Genomic DNA, 19,418 nt, shown 5'->3' on the forward strand with positions numbered 1-19,418 from the left:
CTGCCCCCGCGTTCCTTTTCCGCGGGGGCAGCGGCATTGACACGCCTCAAAACACGATAGGAAACTTACCTAACAGTTCACCTCGCCGAGGGATTCCTGAGGGAGACACGACCGACATGCCCGCCGGCACCACCCCCGGAACGCCCAGCCTCCTGCGCGCCATGAACGACCGGGCCGCGCTGGAACTGCTGCTGGCACACGGCCCGTTGTCACGGACCCGGATCGGCCGCCTGACCGGCCTGTCCAAGCCCACCGCCTCCCAGCTGCTGGCCCGGCTGGAGGCCGCCGGCCTGGTCGTCGCCACCGGCACCGCCGCCGGCCGCCCCGGCCCCAACGCCCAGCTGTACGCGCTCAACGCCCGCGCCGCCTACGTCGCCGGCCTCGACGTCACCCCGGAGCGGATCCTGGCCGCCGTCGCCGACCTCGCCGGCGACCGCGTCGGCGGCTTCGAGCTGCGCACCGCCGGATCCCGCGTCCCGGTCGTCGAACAGGTCACCCAGGCCCTCGGGGAGGCCGTCAAGGACGCCGGGCTGCAGCGCTCCGACATCCACCGCCTGGTCATCGCCACCCCCGGCGCCTTCGACCCGCACACCGGGCAGCTGCGCTACGCGAGCCACCTGCCCGGCTGGCACTCCCCCACCCTCCTCAGCGAGCTGGCGGCGGCCCTGCCGATGCCGGTCGAGTACGAGAACGACGTCAACCTCGCCGCGGTCGCCGAGCAGCGCCTCGGTGCCGCCCGCGGCCACCAGGACTTCGTCCTGCTGTGGAACGAGGAGGGCCTGGGCGCGGCCCTTGTGCTCGGCGGGCGGCTGCACCGCGGCTGGACCGGCGGCGCGGGCGAGGTCGGCTTCCTCCCGGTGCCCGGCCACCCGCTGGTCCGGCAGGTCACCCGGGCCAACAGCGGCGGCTACCAGGAGCTGGCCGGCGTCCAGGTGCTGCCGCGGCTGGCCGCCGAGTGCGGGGTCGGCCTGCCGCCCGCCCCGGAGGCCGGGGCCGCCACCGCGTACGCGCCCCAGGCAACCGGACCCGTCGCCGCCGGCGTCGCGCTGCTGGCCTCGGCCGCCGCCGACCCCGAGGGCGCGCACCTGGCGTTCCTCCAGGCGTACGCCACCGGGCTGGCCACCGGTCTGGCCTCGCTGGTCGCCGTACTGGACCCGGAGATCGTGGTGCTGTCCGGCGCCCTGATCGCGGCGGGCGGCGAACCCCTGCGCTGCCTCGTGGAGGCCGAGCTCGCCGAACTGGCCCCCTCGCGGCCCCGCCTGGTCATGGGCGAGGTGTGCGAGCGGCCCGTACTGCGCGGCGCGCTGGAGAGCGCGCTGGCCGCCACCCGCGACGAGGTCTTCGACACCTCCCGCTGAACCACCCCCGCACCGCCCGAGCGTCACCCCCGCACCGCCCGAGGCCCACCCCCGCACGTCCCGCACCTCTGCACCGCCTGCCAGGAAGTCCTCCCGTACGGAAGAGAGACACCGTCATGCCCAGAGCCCGCCGTCTCACCACCGCCGCGACCCTGCTGACCGCGATATCCCTGCTCATGAGCGCGTGTACCGGTCAGAGCGGGAACGAGGCCGCCGACGATCCGAAGGACGACGTCACCCTCAACTTCTGGCACGGCTGGTCGGCTCCGAGCGAGGTCAAGGCGATCGAGGCGAACATCGACCGGTTCCGGGCGGCGCACCCGAACATCAAGGTCAACGTCACCGGCAACATGACCGACGAGAAGATCAACCAGGCGCTGCGCGCGGGCGGCGACAAGGCGCCGGACGTGGTCTCCTCCTTCACCACCGACAGCGTCGGCAAGTTCTGCAACTCGGGCGCCTTCATCGACCTGAACCCCTTCCTGAAGAAGGCGCAGATCGACAAGACCAAGATCTTCCCGAAGACGCTGCTGGACTACACCCAGTTCAACGGCAACCAGTGCACGCTGCCGCTGCTCAACGACGCGTACGGGCTGGTCTACAACAACGACGCCTTCAAGGCGGCCGGCATCACCGAGCCGCCCCGCACCTGGAGCCAGTTCGTCGAGGTCGCGCAGAAGCTGACCAAGCCCAACGGCGACTCCTACGACCAGGTCGGTCTGATGCCCACCTTCCACGGCTACGAGACCACCCCCATGCGGCTGGCCGCGCAGTGGAGCCCGACGTACTTCGGCCCCGACGGCAAGTCCAACCTGGCCAAGGACCCGGCCTTCGCGAAGATGCTGACGGCGCAGAAGGACCTGGTGGCCAAGCTCGGCGGCTACGAGAAGCTGGAGAAGTTCCGGGCCGGCTTCGGTGACGAGTGGAGCGCCGAGCACCCCTTCCACAAGGGCCAGGTCGCCATGCAGATCGACGGCGAGTGGCGGGTGAACATGGCCAAGGAGGCCGGGGTCGGCTTCGAGATCCGCACCGCGCCGCTGCCCGTCCCGGACGACCAGATCGCCGACTACGGCAAGGGCTACGTCTCCGGCACCATCATGGGCATCGCCTCGGGCAGCAAGAAGCAGAACGCCGCCTGGGAGCTGGTGAAGTACATGACCACCGACACCGAGGCGGTGGTGGCCTTCGCCAACGGCATCCACAACGTGCCCTCCACGCTGGCGGCCCTGGAGTCGCCGAAGCTGAACGTGACGCCCGAGTTCAAGACGTTCATGGACATCGCCCGGCACCCCAAGTCCAGCACCACCCCGGCCCAGGCCGACGGCGGCACCTACCAGCTGACCTTCACGGACTTCGCGTACGCGGTCGAGAAGGGCGACGTCGCCGACATCGCGGCCGGTCTCGCCAAGACCGACCAGCAGATCGACACGGACATCGCGAAGGCGAAGTAGCACCCCATGAGCACCTCCCCGCACCCCCTGCGGACGAAGCGCCGGCGGTCCGCCCTGCGGACCGCGGCCTTCCTGTCCCCGTGGCTGATCGGGTTCAGCGTCTTCTTCGCCTACCCGCTCGTCTCCACCGTCTACTTCTCCTTCACCAAGTACGACGGCTTCCGCCCGCCCGTCTTCAACGGGCTGGACAACTGGACGTACCTGTTCACCCAGTACCCGCTGTTCTGGCCGGCCATGGGGAACACCCTGTGGCTGGTCGTCCTGATGACCGGCTGCCGGGTGCTGTTCGGCCTGGGCATCGGCCTGCTGATCACCCGGATCAAGACGGGTGCGGGCCTGTTCCGGACCCTGTTCTACGTGCCCTACCTGGCCCCGCCGGTGGCCGCGACCCTCGCCTTCGTCTTCCTCCTCAACCCCGGCACGGGCCCGGCCAACACCCTGCTGGACGCGGTCGGGCTGCCCACGCCCGGCTGGTTCACGGACCCCGACTGGTCCAAGCCCGCGCTCACCCTGCTCGCCCTGTGGGGCGTCGGCGACCTGATGGTCATCTTCATGGCCGCGCTGCTCGACGTACCCAAGGAGCAGTACGAGGCGGCCGAGCTGGACGGGGCCGGGCCCTGGCAGCGGTTCCGGCACATCACGCTGCCGAACATCTCGCCGATCATCCTGTTCGCGGTGGTCACCGGCGTGATCCAGGCGATGCAGTACTACACGCAGCCGCTGGTCGCGGGGAAGGTGGCGGCCGGTGTGATCGGCGGCTCGGGGCAGCAGTTCGAGCCGGGCTACCCGGACAAGTCCACCCTCACCCTCCCCCAGCTCGTCTACAACGCCGGCTTCCAGCGCTTCGACTACGGCACCGCGTGTGCCGTCGCGCTGGTCCTCTTCGCGCTGAGCATGGCCTTCACCGCGCTGCTGATGCGGCGCCGGGGCGGCCTGATGGGGACAGGTGACCACGCATGACCCAGGTGATCGAACGGACCGCCCGGCGCGGTCCGCAGCCCCCCGGCCCGGCCGGCCCGGCGGCCGCCGCCCGCCGCGCCCGGCGCCAGGCGGTCCTGCACTGGATCGCGGTGCACTCCCTGGGCGTGGCCGCCGCCCTCTTCTTCATCCTGCCGTTCGTCTTCCTCTTCCTCACCTCCCTGATGAGCGACCAGCAGGCGCTGACCCGCGACCTGTGGCCGCGCACCTGGGAGTGGGGCAACTACGGCACGGTGTGGGACACGCCCGGCTTCCTGACCTGGTGGCGCAACACGCTGCTGTACGCCGGACTCGGCACCCTGTTGACCGTGGTGTCCTCGATCCCCGTCGCGTACGCGCTCGCCAAGTTCCGCTTCCGCGGGCGCAAGCTGTCGCTGCTGCTGGTGATCGCCATGATGATGCTGCCGCCGCAGGTCGTGGTCATCCCGATGTACCTGTTCTGGGCCAAGCAGCTGGACCTGTCGGGCACCCTGTGGCCGCTGATCATCCCGACGGCCTTCGGGGACGCGTTCTCCATCTTCCTGCTGCGCCAGTTCCTGCTGACCATCCCCGACGAGTACCTGGACGCGGCCAGGGTCGACGGCTGCGGCGAGGTGCGCACCCTGCTGCGGGTGGTCCTGCCGATGGCCAGGCCCGCGATCGCCGCCGTCGCCCTCTTCCAGTTCTTCGCGCTCTGGAACGACTACTTCGGCCCGCAGATCTACGCCTCCGACAATCCCGCCGCCTGGACGCTCAGCTACGGACTGGAGTCCTTCAAGGGGGCGCACCACACCAACTGGAACCTCACCATGGCCGCCACCGTGCTGGTCATGGCGCCGGTGATCGTCCTCTTCTTCTTCGCCCAGAAGGCGTTCGTCGAAGGCGTCACCCTGACCGGAGTGAAAGGCTGATGACGTTGAAACTCGCAGTGGTGGGCGGCGGTTCCACCTACACGCCCGAACTGATCGACGGATTCGCCCGGCTGCGCGAGACCCTGCCGCTCGACGAACTGGTGCTGATCGACCCCGCCGCCGACCGGCTGGAGCTGGTCGGCGGCCTGGCCCGGCGGATCTTCGCCCGGCAGGGACACCCCGGCACCGTCACGACCACCGCCGACCTCGACGCGGGCGTGGCCGGCGCCGACGCGGTCCTGCTCCAGCTGCGGGTCGGCGGACAGGCCGCCCGGCAGCGGGACGAGACCTGGCCGCTGGAGTGCGGCTGCGTGGGGCAGGAGACCACCGGCGCGGGCGGCCTGGCGAAGGCGCTGCGCACGGTGCCGGTGGTCCTCGACATCGCCGAGCGGGTACGGCGCGCCAGCCCCGACGCGTGGATCGTCGACTTCACCAACCCGGTCGGGATCGTCACCCGGGCCCTGCTGCGGGCCGGCCACAAGGCGGTCGGCCTGTGCAACGTGGCGATCGGATTCCAGCGGAAGTTCGCGGCGCTGCTGGGCCTGGCGCCGGGCGAGCTGCACCTGGATCACGTCGGGCTCAACCATCTGACGTGGGAGCTGGGCGTACGCCGCGGCGGCCCGGACGGCCCCGACCTGCTGCCGGAGCTGCTGGCCGCGCACGGCGAGGCGCTCGCCGGCGACCTGGGCCTGCCGCGGGCCGTACTGGACCGCCTCGGCGTCGTCCCCTCGTACTACCTGCGCTACTTCTACGCGCACGACGAGGTGGTGCGCGAGCTGGCGACGAAGCCCTCGCGGGCCGCCGAGGTCGCCGCGATGGAGCGGGAACTCCTCCGCATGTACGGCGACCCGCAGCTGGACGAGAAGCCGGAGCTGCTCGCCCGGCGCGGCGGTGCCTTCTACTCGGAGGCGGCCGTGGACCTGACGGCGGCCCTGCTGGGCGACGGCGGCTCACCGGTACAGGTCGTCAACACCCTCAACAACGGGACCCTGCCGTTCCTCGCGGACGACGCGGTCGTCGAGGTCCCCGCCCGCGTGACCGCCGCCGGCCCGGTGCCGCTGCCGGTACCGCGGCTGGACCCGCTGTACGCCGGCCTGGTCGCGCACGTCAGCGCGTACGAGGACCTCGCCCTGGACGCGGCGCTGCGCGGCGGGCGCGACCGGGTGGCCGCCGCGCTGCTCGCGCACCCGCTGGTCGGCCAGTTCGACCGGGCCGAGGCGCTCACCGACCGGCTGCTGGCGCACAACAAGGAGCACCTGGCATGGGCGTGAGGCGGCCCGCCGTGCTCGCGGTCGACGCGGGCAACAGCAAGACGGACGTGGCGCTGGTCGACGCCGACGGCACGATCCTCGGCACCGGCCGCTCGGGCGGTTTCCAGCCGCCGCGGGTGGGTGTGTCCGCGGCCGTGGACGTCGTCGGGCAGGCCGTGGCGGAGGCGGCCCAGGCCGCGGGTCTGCCCCGGCCGGCCCCCGGCGCCCCGTACGCCGACCAGGTCGCCGCGTGCCTGGCCAACGCCGACCTGCCGGTCGAGGAACGCCGGCTGGCCGACGCGATCAGTGCGCGCGGCTGGGGCGCGGCCACCGAGGTCCGCAACGACACCTTCGCGATCCTGCGCGCCGGGGTGGACGAACCGCGCGGTGTCGCGGTGGTCTGCGGCGCGGGCATCAACTGCGTGGGGATGCTGCCCGACGGGCGCACCGCGCGGTTCCCGGCGCTGGGCCAGATCTCCGGCGACTGGGGCGGCGGGGCGGGGCTCGCGGCGGAGGCGATGTTCTGGGCGGCGCGGGCCGAGGACGGCCGGGGCGGTCCGACCGGGCTGCGGGAGGCGCTGCCGGCGCACTTCGGGCTGGGTTCGGTGTACGAGCTCATCGAGGCGCTGCACCTGGGCACCATCGAGTACCGGCGCACCCACGAGATGGTGCCGGTGCTCTTCGAGGTCGCCGCGGCCGGCGACCCGGCCGCCCGCTCGGTCGTGGAACGGCAGGCCGACGAGGTGGTGGCGCTGGCGGCGGTGGCCCTGGCCCGGCTGGACCTGCTGGACCAGGAGGCGCCCGTCGTGCTCGGCGGCGGGGTGCTGGCGGCCGGGAACCCGCTGCTCAACGGCCGTATCGAAGCGGGGCTGGCCGAACGCGCCCCGCACGCCCGGGTGTCGGTGGTGACCGCGCCGCCCGTGCTGGGGGCGGCCCTGCTCGGGCTGGACGCGCTGGGCGCGCCCCGGGAGACGTACGCGAAACTCCGTGCTCATTTCGGGTGATCGGGACCGCGCGCACGGCGGGTCTGGAACCGTGAGGGTCGTCAGGACGTATTGACGGTGAAGGGGCGGCCGACGTCGGATGCACAAGATCCGGGGCCGGGTGCTGTGGAGGACCGTCGTTGCGGCCATACTGCTGCGCTGGGGGACAGTCGACGACCGAGGGGGAGGTCACGGTGGCCATCACGACGCGCGCGCCCGCGCCCGGAGGCGGAGCCGCCGTGCCGCCGCCCCGGCGGGGCACGGCCTTCCGGGAAGGCGTCGAGGGGCTGCGCGCGGCCGCGACGACCGAGCCCGGGCGGCTGCGGATCATCGGCGCCGTGCTGGCCGCCCTGGTGCTGCTGTTCGGCGCGGTGACGGTCGCCGAGGTCTCCGCCCGGTCGAGTGCCGCGCGGGACGTGGTCGGGCGCAGCCAGCCGCTGAGCGCGGTCGCGGCGAGCATCTACCGCTCCCTGGCGGACGCGGACACGGCGGCCTCCAGCGGCTTCCTCACCAGCGGCCAGGAGCCGCGGGAGATACGCGAGCGCTACGAGAAGGACATCGCGACCGCCTCGCGGCTGCTGGTGGAGGCCGCGGCCAGCACGCGGGCCGACGAGGAGTCCCGGCGCGAGATCGCCCTGCTCGGCGAGCAGCTGCCCCGCTACACGGGGCTGGTCGAGCAGGCCCGCGCCACCAACCGGCAGGGGCTGCCGCTGGGCGGCGCCTATCTGCGGTACGCCAACGAGCAGATGACCACCCTGCTGCTGCCTGCGGCGCAGCGGCTGTACGAGACCGAGACCGGCCGGCTCCACCGGGACCACGACGAGGCCCGCGCCTGGCCGCCGGCCTCGCTCGCGGCCGGCGTGCTGGCGATCGCGGGCCTGGTGTGGGCGCAGCGGCGCGAGTACCGGCGTACCCACCGGGTGTTCAACCAGGGGCTGGTGGCCGCGACGGCCGCCACTGTGGTGGTGCTGCTGTGGCTGGCCGTGGGGCACGGGGTGGCCCGGGCGGGGCTGGGCGAGGCCCGCTCCGACGGGCAGGAGTCGCTGAAGGTGCTGGGCGACGCCCGGATCGCGGCGCTCCAGGCACGGGCCAGCGAGAACCTGACGCTGATCGCGCGGGGCGCGGTGCTGGCCGAGGACAACAAGTCCGACAAGTACGACGTGGACTTCACCACGAACGTCAAGGCGCTGGACGCGGGGCTGACGGCGGCGCTGAAGCTGGCCGACGACGACGCGGGGCGCGGCCCGGTCACCCGGGCGGCGGACGGCGTGAAGCAGTGGAAGGAACGGCACGCGGCGGCACGCGAGACGGACCTGCGGGGCGACTACGAGCTGGCGCTGCCCCAGGTGATCGGCGGCAAGGACAGCAGCGGCGCCTCCTTCGACGTGGTGGACGCCTCGCTGGCGCAGGCGGTGGAACACGAGCAGCGGGAGTTCACCCGCGCCGCCGAGGCCGGACTGGGCGCGCTCGGCGGACTGATGACGGGTGCGGCGGTGCTGGCCCTGGCGGGCGCGGCGGCGGCCGTCCTGGGCATCGGTCGCAGGCTTTCGGAATACAGGTGAGGCGGATGCGCGTGCGCGGGCGGCGAAACGTGGGCCGGACACCGGCGGCGGCTCCCGGGGGCGGCGGTCCGGGAACCGGAGCGGCACCGCGGGGCCGCCGCACGGGCCTGGCCCGGCTGCGCGGCTGGGGAGGGGTCAGCGCCATGGCGGCCGCCTGCGCGGTGACCGCCGCCGCGGTGCTGGTACCGCTGGCCCGGGACGCCGCGGGCGGGGCCGCGGTCCGCGAGGCCGCCGCGGCCCCCGCCGCGCCGGGCGCCCCCGGGGCTCCGGGCGTACCGCAGGCCCTGGCCGACACCTGCCCGGACCCGGAGGCCAGTCTGCGCCCGGGCGGGGTGGACGGCGAGGCCATCGCCCGCATCAGGAAGGCGGGCAAGCTGGTCGCGGGCGTGGACCAGAACAGCTTCCGCTGGGGCTACCGCAACCCGGTCGACGGCAAGCTCGACGGCTTCGACATCGCCCTGGTCAAGGCCATAGCCAAGGACATCCTCGGCAACGAGAACGCGGTCATCTACCGGGCCATCCCCACCAACCAGCGCATCCCCGCGCTCCAGGAGGGCCGCGTCGACATCGTGGTGCGGACCATGACCATCAACTGCAAGCGGCTGGAGGACGTCGCCTTCTCGACGGCGTACTTCGAGGCCGGGCAGCAGGTGCTGGCCCCGAAGAACTCGGCCGTCACCGGGTTCGACGACTCCCTGCGGGGCAAGCGGGTGTGCACGGCGGCCGGCTCCACCGCGGAGGCCGAGCTGAAGAAGGACGCGCACGGCGCGCAGCTGCTCACCGTCCCCAACCAGCTGGACTGCCTGGTACGGCTCCAGCTCGGCGAGGTCGACGCCGTCGTCACCGACAACGCGCTGGCCGCGGGCCAGGCCGCCCAGGACCCCTCGGTCAAGCTGGTCGGCCGGCCGTTCACCCGGGAGTTCTACGGTGTGGCGATGAACAAGGACGCCACCGACCTGGTGCGCCGCGTCAACCAGGTGCTGGAGAACTACCGTGCGGGTGGCGACAACAGCGAGTGGATGAAGGCGTACGTCCTGTATCTGCGGGACGATCTGCCCGGAGTCACCGCTCCCCCGGCACCCAAGTACCGGGACGGCTGAGCGCGTGGCGGGCAGGGAGAGTCAGGGTGCGGCGGATACGGAGGCGGGTTCGGCAGTGATGGACCGGGACGACGTCGACCGTGCGCTGGCCCGGCTGGAGGCCGAGCACGAGGCGGTCGAGACCTCGCTGCTGGCGCTCCAGGACCATGCCGGGCGCCGGCTGCTGGAGGGGGCCGCGCTGACAGGGGTGACCCGGGAGCGGTGGGCGGCCGCGGACGCGGACATCGGCCGGCTGTGGACGTACTTCGACGCCTACAGCGGGGCGCTCACCGCCGCCCGCAAGATCCGCGAGCGGCGCCGCTGGCCCGGCCGGGAGGAGCTGGCCGAGCTCACCGAGCGGCTGCGCGGCCCCGGGGTGCTGATCGCCGGCTCGGCCGCCGAGGGCGCCCCGCTGGCGGAACGCTGCTCGCTGGCCGAGCTGGTGGCCCGGATGAACGAGCTGTACGCGCGCTCGCTGGACGTGGTGGTGGCCGCCGACGCGGTCTGGTCGGCGCTGCCCGCCCGGATCGACCTGCTCGCCGCCGAACTGCACCGCACGCGCTCGCTCGCGCACTCGGTGGGGGTACGGCCCGGCGAGCACCCCTCGGGCGAGGACCTCGCGCGGATCACCGCGGAGCTGACGGCGCTGCGTGCGGAGGTGATCGCGGACCCGCTGGCCTTCTGGACCCCGGCGGCGGGCAGTTCCGCGCCGGGCGGCGGGCGGCCGGACACCGTGCGCTACGACCGGGCGGCGCGCGCGCTGGAGGACGTACGGCGGGAGATCGAGGCGGTGCTGGCGGTCCGCCAGGACGCCGAGGCACGGCTGATCAGCCTGCGGGACGTCCTCTCGCGCGCGGACCGGACCCTGGCGGAGGCCCGCACGGCGCGCGGCGAGGTGCTCGCGAAGATCGCGGCCTCCGAGGTGCCGGCGGTCAGCGGCCCGCCCACCGCGCTGCAGGAGCAGCTGTCGGCGGCGGCCGAGTACCGCAGGAACGCCCAGTGGCACCGGCTCTCACCGCTGCTGGAGTCCCTGGAGGAGCGGGCCGAGGACGAACTGCGCCGGGCCCGGGAGTCCTTGACGGCCGTGACCGCGCCCCTGGCGGTACGGGCCGAGCTGCGCGGACGGCTGGACGCCTACCGGGCGAAGGTGGCCCGGCACGGGATGGCGGAGGACCCGCTGCTGATCGAGCGGTACGACGTGGCGCGGCGGATGCTGTGGAGCGCGCCCTGCGACCTGCGGGTGGCCGAGCAGGCCGTGCTGCGCTACCAGCAGGCGGCGGCCGAGGTCCTGGTCCCGCGGCAGTACGGGCCCGACGGGCCGCAGGAGGAGGGCGCATGAGCCTGATGGGGACCGCGTGCGGCCGCGCCGGCTGTCCGGGCGCGTACGAGGACATGGGCGGCGGCGAGCTGTACTGCGACACGTGCGGACTGGCGCCGGCGGGCGGTGCCGCGGCTGCGGCGGCTGCCGCGTCGCCGGGGGCCGATGAGCTGGTGTCGCCGCCGACCGGGATGACGAGCGCGGCGCGCGGCGCCGGATCGGGCCGCTCGCAGTCGTCGTCCTCGCGCGCGTCGCACTCGTCACGCTCGTCACGCTCCTCGCGGTCGTCGTCCTCGCGCCGCTCGGTGTCGGGGCGGCTCTCGCGCGCCCTGTCGGGGGCCGGGTCGGGGTCGGGGCCGACGTCCACCCGGTCGGTCTCGGTGCGCAGTTCGGGCCCCTCCTCGGCGTCCTCGGGCCGCAACCGGCTGGGCGCCGGCCTGGTCGCCGTACCGGAGGTGCCGCGTCCGGACCCGTCGGCGGCGGTGCTGGCCAACCCCGAGGTGCCCGAGCGCAAGCGGTTCTGCTCGAAGTCGGACTGCGGGGCGCCGGTGGGGCGCGCGCGGGGCGACCGGCCGGGGCGGACGGAAGGATTCTGCACCAAGTGCGGCCACCCGTACTCCTTCATGCCGAAGCTGCGGGCGGGCGACGTGGTCCACGGGCAGTACGAGGTGGCGGGCTGCCTCGCGCACGGCGGCCTGGGCTGGGTGTACCTGGCGGTCGACCGTGCCGTGTCGGACCGGTGGGTGGTCCTCAAGGGCCTGCTCGACACCGGCGACCAGGACGCGATGGCGGCGGCGATATCGGAGCGGCGCTTCCTCGCGGAGATCGAGCACTCCAACATCGTGCGGATCTACAACTTCGTGGAGCACCTGGACCAGCGGACCGGCTCGCTGGACGGGTACATCGTGATGGAGTACGTCGGCGGCAAGTCGCTGAAGGAGATCGCGAACGAGCGGCGCCGGCCGGACGGCCGGCGTGACCCGCTCCCCGTCGAGCAGGCGTGCGCCTACGGCATCGAGGCGCTGGAGGCGCTCGGGCACCTGCACAGCAGAAACCTTCTGTACTGCGACTTCAAGGTCGACAACGCGATCCAGCAGCAGGACCAGCTGAAGCTGATCGACATGGGCGCGGTGCGCCGGATGGACGACGCCGAGTCGGCCATATACGGCACGATCGGCTACCAGGCGCCGGAGGTGGCGGAGGCCGGGCCGTCGGTCGCGTCCGACCTGTACACGGTCGCGCGCACGCTGGCCGTCCTGACGTTCGACTTCCAGGGCTACACGAACGTGTTCGCGGACTCGCTGCCGGATCCGGAGCACATCGACGTCTTCCGGCGGTACGAGTCGTTCTACCGGCTGCTGGTCCGGGCGACGGACCCGGACCCGGGGCGCCGGTTCGCGTCCGCGCAGGAGATGGCGGACCAGCTGACGGGCGTGCTGCGGGAGGTCGTCGCCCTCCAGACCGCCCGTCCGCGCCCGCACCTGTCGACCCTGTTCGGCCCGGAGCTTCGCGTGCCGGACACCCAGCTGTACGCCGACGGCGTGGGCACGGAGGTCTCCCACCTGGGCCTCCGCGCGGCGGCGTCGCCGAGGGCAGGCCTGTCCACCCTCTTCCCCCGCCGCCGCCCGGCCGCAACGGCGCCGACGGCTGCCGCGGACCCGGCGTCCGCGACCGGCCGGAACACCACGCCGACCCCGGGGCCTGCGGCGGGTCCGGCGGCCGGGCCACCGAGCCCGGCGTCCGCTGATCCCTCGTTCGGGCTCCCGGGCCGAACGCCGGTGAGCGCTGGCGGGACGGCGGGGCCGGGGGCCCACGGAGCCCCGGGCACTCCGGCGACCCACGGGGCAGCCCCTGTCGCGGCTGTCGCTCCGGGTACGCCGGGCACGCCGGCCGCCTCCGGTCACGGAGCGACCCCCGTGCCCGGCGCCGCGCCGTACCCCGGCGGGCCGTCCGCGCCGTACCCCGGCGGAGGCTCCGGACCGGGCCCGGTCCCGGGCAGCGGGCCGGGGCAGGCCCCGTACCCTGGCGGGCCGTCAGCACCGTGGCCCGGCACGGACCCGGTCCTGGGCGCCCCGGCGGCCCCAGGTACCCCGGCATCACCCCGTCACCCCGACGGCCCCCCGTCCGGCGGCGTGCCGTACGCCGGCGGGCCGGCCGGGGCGTGGTCGGGCACGGCCACAGGGACGGGCCCGGTGGCGGGCGCCCCGGCGGCCCCGGCATCACCGCCGTACCCCGGGGCGGCCCGGAACGCGTCCGGCGCCGGAACGGGGTTGGGGACGACCGCCACGCATGTGGCCAGGGCGGGCGTGCCCGGGCCCCGGCCGGCGGCGGCCGTCGCGGCCGCGCCGCCCGCGGTGGCCGGTCCGGGGCGGGCCCCGGCGACCGCGGGCGGGCCGGCCGTGCCCGACGCCCGCGCCACCGCGCTGGCGCTGCCCGTGCCGCTGGTCGACCCGCGGGACCCCAACGCCGGCTTCCTGGCCGGTCTGCAGTCCTCCGCGCCCGCCGACCTGGCGGCCGCCCTCGCCGCCGCGCCCGGCGACTCCGCCGAGCTGCGGCTGCGCGAGCTGCGCGCCCGCCTCGAACTGGACGAACTCGGCGTGGCCGGCCGCTCGCTGGCCGAGCTGGAGGCCCGCCACCCCGACGACTGGCGCGTGGTCTGGGCGCGCGGCATCGTCTCGCTCGCCACCGGCGACGACGAGATAGCGGCGCTGTCCTTCGACGCGATCTACGACGCCTTTCCCGGCGAGCCCGCGCCCAAGCTGGCGCTGGGGCTGTGCGCCGAGATCCTGGGACAGCTGGACAACGCGGCCGAGTACTACCACCTCGTCTGGATCACCGACCCCGGTTTCGTCAGCGCCGCGTTCGGGCTGGCCCGGGTCCAGCTGGCCACCGGGGACCGGGCCGCGGCCGTACGCACGCTGGAATCCGTACCGGAGAGCTCCATCCACTACACGGCCGCACGGGTGGCAGCGGTACGGGCACGCCTGCGCGACCGGGCGCCGCACGAGGAGCTGCTGCCCGACCTGACGGCGGCCGCCGCGCAGGTGGAGGCGCTGGGACGGGCCGGACTGGACGCGGTGCGCCACGAGCGGCTGGCCACGGAAGTTCTGGGCTCGGCCCTCGACTGGGTACTGTCGGGTAGCCGGGGTGCCGACCCCGGCCGGACCTCGCTGCTCGGCAGTCAACTGGACGAGCGGGGCCTGCGCTTCGGCCTGGAGCGCTCGTACCGCGTCCTCGCACGGCTGGCGCAGCGGGGCGAGGAGAGGATCGAACTGGTGGAACGGGCAAACCGTTTCCGTCCCCGGACGTGGGTGTGAGTGATGTCGATGCATCGGCCGTCGGGCTGCCCCAGCTGCGCTGAACCCCTGGAGGAGGGTGACCGTTTCTGCGGCGTCTGCGGATACGACGTCTCCGCGCCGCCGCCGTCCCCGTCCACGGACGACCACCCGACGGTCCCGCTGGCCCCCGGCCTCGGCGGACCGGCGGCCGGACCGTCCGTACCGGCCCCGGCGGCGCCCCCGGCCCCGCCGGCCGCGTCCGCCGCGTGGGAACCGGCCGCCGGGCACGGCCCGGCGCCCGCCGTGCCCGCGCCCCCGGCCGCTCCTCCGCTCCCGCCCACCGCGCCCGCCGTACCCGCACCCCCGGCCGCCCCGCCGGAACCGGTCGCCGGATACGGCGCGGCGCCGGCCGCCGCCACGCCCGCGCCGGCTCCCCCGGCCGCCGCGCCGGAACCGGCCGCGGCCGGGTACGGCCAGGCGCCCGCGCCCGGTTGGGGCAGCGTGTCCGACGCGGCGCCCACCCTGGTCGGCGATGCGGCGGGCTGGCAGGCCACCGGGCCCGCGCAGGCCGCCACGACCCCGGGCGGCTTCGGCCCGCCGGCCGAGCCGTCCCCGGAGCCGGCCGACCCGGCCGGGGGCGCGCGGCCCGGACCCGGTTCCGACCGGCCGACGCGGTACGACGGACCGGGCGACGCCGCCCACCAGGCCCCCTGGGCCGCCGCCCACGCGGGCGGTGCGCCGGACCCGGCCGGTCCGGCGGACCCGACGGGCCCGACGGGCGCCACCGGCCCCGCCGGTCACCCCGAGCCGGAGCCCGCCGCCCCGGGCGCGAGCGACAACGGCAACGGCGCAGGCGACGGCAACGGCAACGGCAACGGGGCCAAGACCTGTGTCGCCTGCCGGGCCGGGCACGTCGACACCGACGGCTACTGCGAGCACTGCGGCCACGCCCAGCCCCGCGAGCGCGACCACATGGAGGAGGAGCTCGGCAGCGTGGCCGCCGTCAGCGACCGCGGCCTGCGCCATCACCGCAACGAGGACTCCTTCGCGGTCGCCGCGACCGCGCTGCCGGACGGGTCCGCGGCGACCGTGGCGATCGTCTGCGACGGCGTCTCCTCGGCCAGCCGACCCGACGACGCCTCCGCCGCGGCCGCCGCGGCCGCCAACGAGACGCTGCTCGACGCGCTCCCCCGGGGCACGCACCCCCAGGAGGCCATGCACGAGGCGATCCTGGCCGCCGCGAGCGCGGTCAACGCGCTCGCCCCCGAGACCCCCGGCGCGCAGAACGCCCCGGCCTGCACCCTGGTGGGCGCCGTCGTCAGCGGCGGCCTGCTGACCATCGGCTGGGTCGGCGACAGCCGCGCGTACTGGATCCCCGACGACCGTGCCGCCCACCCGCAGCGCCTGACCGAGGACGACTCGTGGGCCGCCCAGATGGTCGCGGCCGGCCTGATGGGCGAGGCCGAGGCGTACGCCGACGTCCGCGCGCACGCCATCACGGGCTGGCTGGGCGCCGACGCCTACGACCTGGAACCGCACACCAAGACCTTCAAGCCGGACCACCCCGGCGTGGTCGTGGTCTGCACGGACGGGCTGTGGAACTACGCCGAGTCCGCGCAGGAGATGGCCCACGTGGTCCCGGCCGACGCCGCGCGGCGCCCGCTGCACAGCGCCCAGGTGCTGGTGGGGCACGCCCTCGACGGGGGCGGCCACGACAATGTGACCGTGGCCGTCGTCCCGTTCGCCGTGCCCCCGAGCCCCGAGGCCTGATCCGTACCCCTGGAGTGGAGACGATGGCGAACTTCGCCAAGCCGAGCGTCCCGCGGTTCGCCGTGGAGGCGTACCAGAACGAGTTCCTCCCGGCGGGCGGCCGCGACGTCCACGCCATCGTCACGGTCACCGCGACCGGCGGTGCCGCCGCCACCCGCGCCGTCGCCCCCGGCGGCGCGGCCGTCGTGATCATGGTCGACTGCTCGGGCTCGATGGAGTACCCGGCCACCAAGATGCGCGGCGCGCGCGAGGCGACCGCCGCCGCGATCGACACCCTGCGCGACGGCACCGCCTTCGCCGTGATCGCCGGTACCCACGAAGCCCGCGAGGTCTACCCCGGCCAGGGCCGCCTCGCGCTCGCCGACGCCACCACCCGCGCGCGGGCCAAGGAGGCGCTGCGCGGGCTGAAGGCCGATGGCGGTACCGCCATCGGGACCTGGCTGCGGCTGGCCGACGCCCTGCTCCTGGGGTCCTCCGCGACCATCCGGCACGGCATCCTCCTCACCGACGGGCGCAACGAGCACGAGGAGCCGGCGGCGCTGCGGGCCCGGCTCGACGCCTGCGCGGGCCGTTTCACGTGTGACGCGCGCGGTGTCGGCACCGACTGGGAGGTCGAGGAGGTGACCGGCATCGCGAGCGCGCTCCTCGGCACGGCCGACATCGTCGCCGACCCGGCCCACCTGACCGAGGACTTCACGCACATGATGGAGAAGGTCATGGGCAAGGAGGTCGCCGACGTCGCCCTGCGCCTGTGGACACCGGTCGGCGCGGAGATCCAGTACGTCAAGCAGGTGGCCCCGGCCGTCCTGGACCTGACCGGTCGCCGCACGGACGCCGGTCCGCGCGCCGGTGACTACCCGACGGGCTCGTGGGGCGACGAGTCGCGCGAGTACCACGTGTGCGTGCGGGTCCCGGCGGGCGGCTCGGTGGGCCAGGAGATGCTCGCCGCCCGCCTCTCGCTGGTCCTGCCCGGCCCGGTCACGGCGACGACCCCGGCCGCGGCCCCGGGCCCGGCGCTGATCCGGGCCGTGTGGACGGACGACCTGGCCGCCTCCACCGCCATCAACACGCACGTGGCGCACTACACCGGTCAGGCGGAACTCGCCCAGGTCATCCAGCAGGGCCTGCGGGCCCGCAAACTCGGCGATGCCGACGGTGCCACGGCCAAACTGGGCCGCGCCGTCCAGCTGGCCCAGGCCTCCGGGAACGCGGACACCGCGAAATTGCTGGCGAAGGTGGTGGACGTCGTCGACGCCGCGGCGGGTACTGTGCGGCTGAAGGCGGCGGTCGCCGACGCCGACGAGATGACGCTCGACACGCGCTCGACCCAGACCGTCCGAGTGAAGAGAAGCTGAAGAGAAGCTGACGTCCCGACGCAGGGAGAAGGGGGAAAGGCCGACATGCCGACCTGCCCGAACGGGCACCAATCGGTCTCCGACGACTGGTGCGAGGTCTGCGGCCACCGCATGGCCCCCGCGAGCGCCCCCGCGGCGCCTCCCTCCTACGGCTACGACTTCCCGTCCGCGGGCGGCGACGCGACGGCGCAGGCGGAACTCTGCCCGCAGTGCCGCACCCCGCGCGAGGCCATGGCGCCGTTCTGCGAGGAGTGCCGCTTCAACTTCCTGACGCGTACGGCGACCTCGTACACGCCGATCGCGCCGCCGACGGCCACGCGTCCCCCGGCGTCCGCCCAGGCCGCGGGCCGCCCGGCGGTCCCGCCGCCGCCCCCGGCCCCGGCTCCGCCCGTGGCCCCGCCCCCGCCGCCCCCGGCCCCTTCGCAGGGGCAGGGCCAGAGCCGTGGCCAGGGCTTCGCGCCGCAGCCGGACCCCTTCGAGTACCAGGGTTCGCGCCCCTCCCAGATCAACCGCCCGGCCGAGCCGCTGCACCGTGAGGACGACTGGATGCTCCAGCCGCCCTCGCGGCAGCCGCAGCCTCAGCCGTCCCCGTACGAGCAGCCGTCCCCGTACGAGCAGCCGTCCCCGTACGAGCGGCCGTCCGCGTTCGAGCGGCCCCCGGCGTACGAGCCGCCGCGGTACGAGCAGCAGCCGCCGCAGGAGGTGCCGCACCAGTCCGGGGGCTGGAGCGCGACCATCGGCCCCGACCGTACGTACTTCCTGGCGATGATGCAGCGCAGCGGCCCCGAGGCGGCCGGGCTCAACCTGCCCGCGTACTCCCCGGAGCAGCACCTCCCGCTGGCGGGCGGCCAGATCACGATCGGCCGCCGCCGCGCCTCCACCGGCGAGTCCCCCGACATCGACCTGTCGGTGCCGCCGGAGGACCCGGGCGTCTCGCACCAGCACGCCGTCCTCGTCGAGCAGCCCGACGGCAGTTGGGCGGTGGTGGACCAGAACTCCACCAACGGCACCACCGTCAACAACGGCGAGGAGCCGATCCAGCCCTACGTCCCTGTCCCGCTCGGCGACGGCGACCGCGTGCACGTCGGCGCCTGGACCACCATCACCGTCCGCCGCGGCTGACGGGGCTGTCCTCGGTCTCCCCCAGGGGCCATACGTAGGGCCCCTGGGGATCGTCGAGCCAGGACCACTGCCCGTCGGCGCTGACCGTCACCCCGAACCGCTCGCGGCCGGGCCGGTCCTCGCCGCGCCACAGGTCCAGCGCCTCGCGCGGGTGCAGTGCGCCCGCCGTGAGCAGCAGCATGAACTGGAAGCGCTCGTTCTCCAGCAGCTCGTACGGCACCCCGCCCCCCGGAGCCGCCGCGCCCGCCCCGCGCAGCGGGACGAAGTAGGCGGAGGTGTGCAGGAAGTGCCCCTCGGCGAAGTCCGCGTCCCGCACGGTGAGCGCGATCAGCCCGGTCGAGAGCGGCGCGAGGATCCGCGCCCCCGGCCGGCACTGTCCGAGCCAGGCGTGCGGGATCCGCGGCAGGGTGCAGGTGACGATGATCCGGTCGTAGGGCGCCCGGGCCGGGCAGCCGCGCGCCCCGTCGCCGGTGACCACGGCCGGGTGGTAGCCGAGCCGGGCCAGGTGCGTACGGGCGGACTCGGTGATCTCGTCGTCCAGGTCGACGGTGGTGACCAGGCCGTCGCCGAGCCGGTGGCAGAGCAGGGCGGCGTTGTACCCGGTGCCCGAGCCGATCTCCAGGACGTTCTGCCCGTCGTGGACGTCCAGCGCGGTCAGCATCTTGGCCATGAGGGAGGGCTGGCTGCTGGAGGAGACCAGCTCGCCGTCGCGCATCCGGGTCGCCAGCGGCGTGTCCGCGTACACCCCGCGCAGCCAGCGCGCCCGGAGCTCGGGGTCGGGGTCCTCGCCCCACAGCCGCTCGTGGCCGGCGCCGCGGCCGGTGTAGAAGCAGGGCACGAAGACGTGCCGCGGCACGGCCGCGAAAGCGGCCCTCCAGAGCGGGTCGCCGAGCACCCCGGCGGCGGTCAGCTCCCGCACCTGGGCGGCGTGCGCCGCCTCGGGATCGACCGCATGCGCCTTGTGTGCGCCCATGGGTCCACTGTGCTGCGCCCGCGGGGCAAAGGCGAGCGGTCCTAGGACCGG

General features: G+C 74.8%; 14 protein-coding genes. 13 read left to right on the forward strand and 1 reads right to left on the reverse strand.

Translation table 11 applies throughout. The features are described 5' to 3' along the window. The first annotated feature begins 116 nt into the window (after window positions 1-116). The 13 genes from ACZ6KO_RS11830 to ACZ6KO_RS11890 all read left to right on the forward strand — a co-directional run bounded on the left by ACZ6KO_RS11830 (window position 117) and on the right by ACZ6KO_RS11890 (window position 18,394). Window positions 117-1,358, forward strand: coding sequence for an ROK family transcriptional regulator (locus ACZ6KO_RS11830; protein ID WP_469303239.1), 1,242 nt, complete (start codon window positions 117-119; stop codon window positions 1,356-1,358). A gap of 116 nt (window positions 1,359-1,474) precedes the next feature. Continuing rightward, a complete protein-coding gene (locus ACZ6KO_RS11835; protein ID WP_469303241.1) occupies window positions 1,475-2,809 on the forward strand; it encodes an ABC transporter substrate-binding protein in 1,335 nt (444 codons plus the stop codon). 6 nt (window positions 2,810-2,815) lie between these two features. After that, the gene (locus ACZ6KO_RS11840; RefSeq protein WP_469303242.1) at window positions 2,816-3,769 is read left to right on the forward strand and encodes a carbohydrate ABC transporter permease; all 954 of its coding nucleotides are present in this window, start codon (window positions 2,816-2,818) and stop codon (window positions 3,767-3,769) included. After that, a complete protein-coding gene (locus tag ACZ6KO_RS11845) occupies window positions 3,766-4,677 on the forward strand; it encodes a carbohydrate ABC transporter permease (RefSeq protein WP_469303245.1) in 912 nt (303 codons plus the stop codon). The genes ACZ6KO_RS11840 and ACZ6KO_RS11845 overlap by 4 nt, the downstream gene beginning before the upstream one ends. Window positions 4,678-4,682: 5 nt before the next feature. Continuing rightward, complete coding sequence (locus tag ACZ6KO_RS11850; RefSeq protein WP_469303889.1) at window positions 4,683-5,948, forward strand: 6-phospho-beta-glucosidase; 1,266 nt, start codon at window positions 4,683-4,685, stop codon at window positions 5,946-5,948. After that, entirely contained in the window at window positions 5,939-6,931 is a 993-nt protein-coding gene (locus tag ACZ6KO_RS11855; protein ID WP_469303247.1) for an N-acetylglucosamine kinase, read from the forward strand. Before ACZ6KO_RS11850 ends, ACZ6KO_RS11855 begins: the two co-directional genes overlap by 10 nt. Before the next feature lie 173 nt (window positions 6,932-7,104). After that, window positions 7,105-8,472 (forward strand): hypothetical protein, encoded by a 1,368-nt coding sequence (locus ACZ6KO_RS11860; protein ID WP_469303250.1) that lies wholly within the window; start codon window positions 7,105-7,107, stop codon window positions 8,470-8,472. A 143-nt stretch (window positions 8,473-8,615) separates the two neighbouring features. Next, entirely contained in the window at window positions 8,616-9,572 is a 957-nt protein-coding gene (locus ACZ6KO_RS11865; protein WP_469303891.1) for a glutamate ABC transporter substrate-binding protein, read from the forward strand. Window positions 9,573-9,630: 58 nt separating this feature from the next. Beyond that, the gene (locus ACZ6KO_RS11870) at window positions 9,631-10,890 is read left to right on the forward strand and encodes a hypothetical protein (RefSeq protein ID WP_469303253.1); all 1,260 of its coding nucleotides are present in this window, start codon (window positions 9,631-9,633) and stop codon (window positions 10,888-10,890) included. Between the two features lie 5 nt (window positions 10,891-10,895). Further along, window positions 10,896-14,186, forward strand: coding sequence for a serine/threonine-protein kinase (locus ACZ6KO_RS11875; protein ID WP_469303893.1), 3,291 nt, complete (start codon window positions 10,896-10,898; stop codon window positions 14,184-14,186). A gap of 3 nt (window positions 14,187-14,189) precedes the next feature. After that, the gene (locus tag ACZ6KO_RS11880) at window positions 14,190-15,917 is read left to right on the forward strand and encodes a protein phosphatase 2C domain-containing protein (protein ID WP_469303254.1); all 1,728 of its coding nucleotides are present in this window, start codon (window positions 14,190-14,192) and stop codon (window positions 15,915-15,917) included. Window positions 15,918-15,940: 23 nt separating this feature from the next. Continuing rightward, window positions 15,941-17,272 (forward strand): vWA domain-containing protein, encoded by a 1,332-nt coding sequence (locus ACZ6KO_RS11885; protein ID WP_469303256.1) that lies wholly within the window; start codon window positions 15,941-15,943, stop codon window positions 17,270-17,272. Between the two features lie 45 nt (window positions 17,273-17,317). Beyond that, window positions 17,318-18,394 carry an FHA domain-containing protein gene (locus ACZ6KO_RS11890; protein ID WP_469303258.1) on the forward strand — a complete coding sequence of 359 codons (1,077 nt, stop codon included), beginning with the start codon at window positions 17,318-17,320 and terminating at the stop codon, window positions 18,392-18,394. Here ACZ6KO_RS11890 and ACZ6KO_RS11895 read toward each other — a convergent pair. Next, window positions 18,375-19,367, reverse strand: coding sequence for a methyltransferase domain-containing protein (locus ACZ6KO_RS11895; protein WP_469303260.1), 993 nt, complete (start codon window positions 19,365-19,367; stop codon window positions 18,375-18,377). The genes ACZ6KO_RS11890 and ACZ6KO_RS11895 overlap by 20 nt on opposite strands. Window positions 19,368-19,418: the final 51 nt, after the last annotated feature.

Source organism: Streptomyces sp. NPDC042102 (assembly GCF_055582305.1).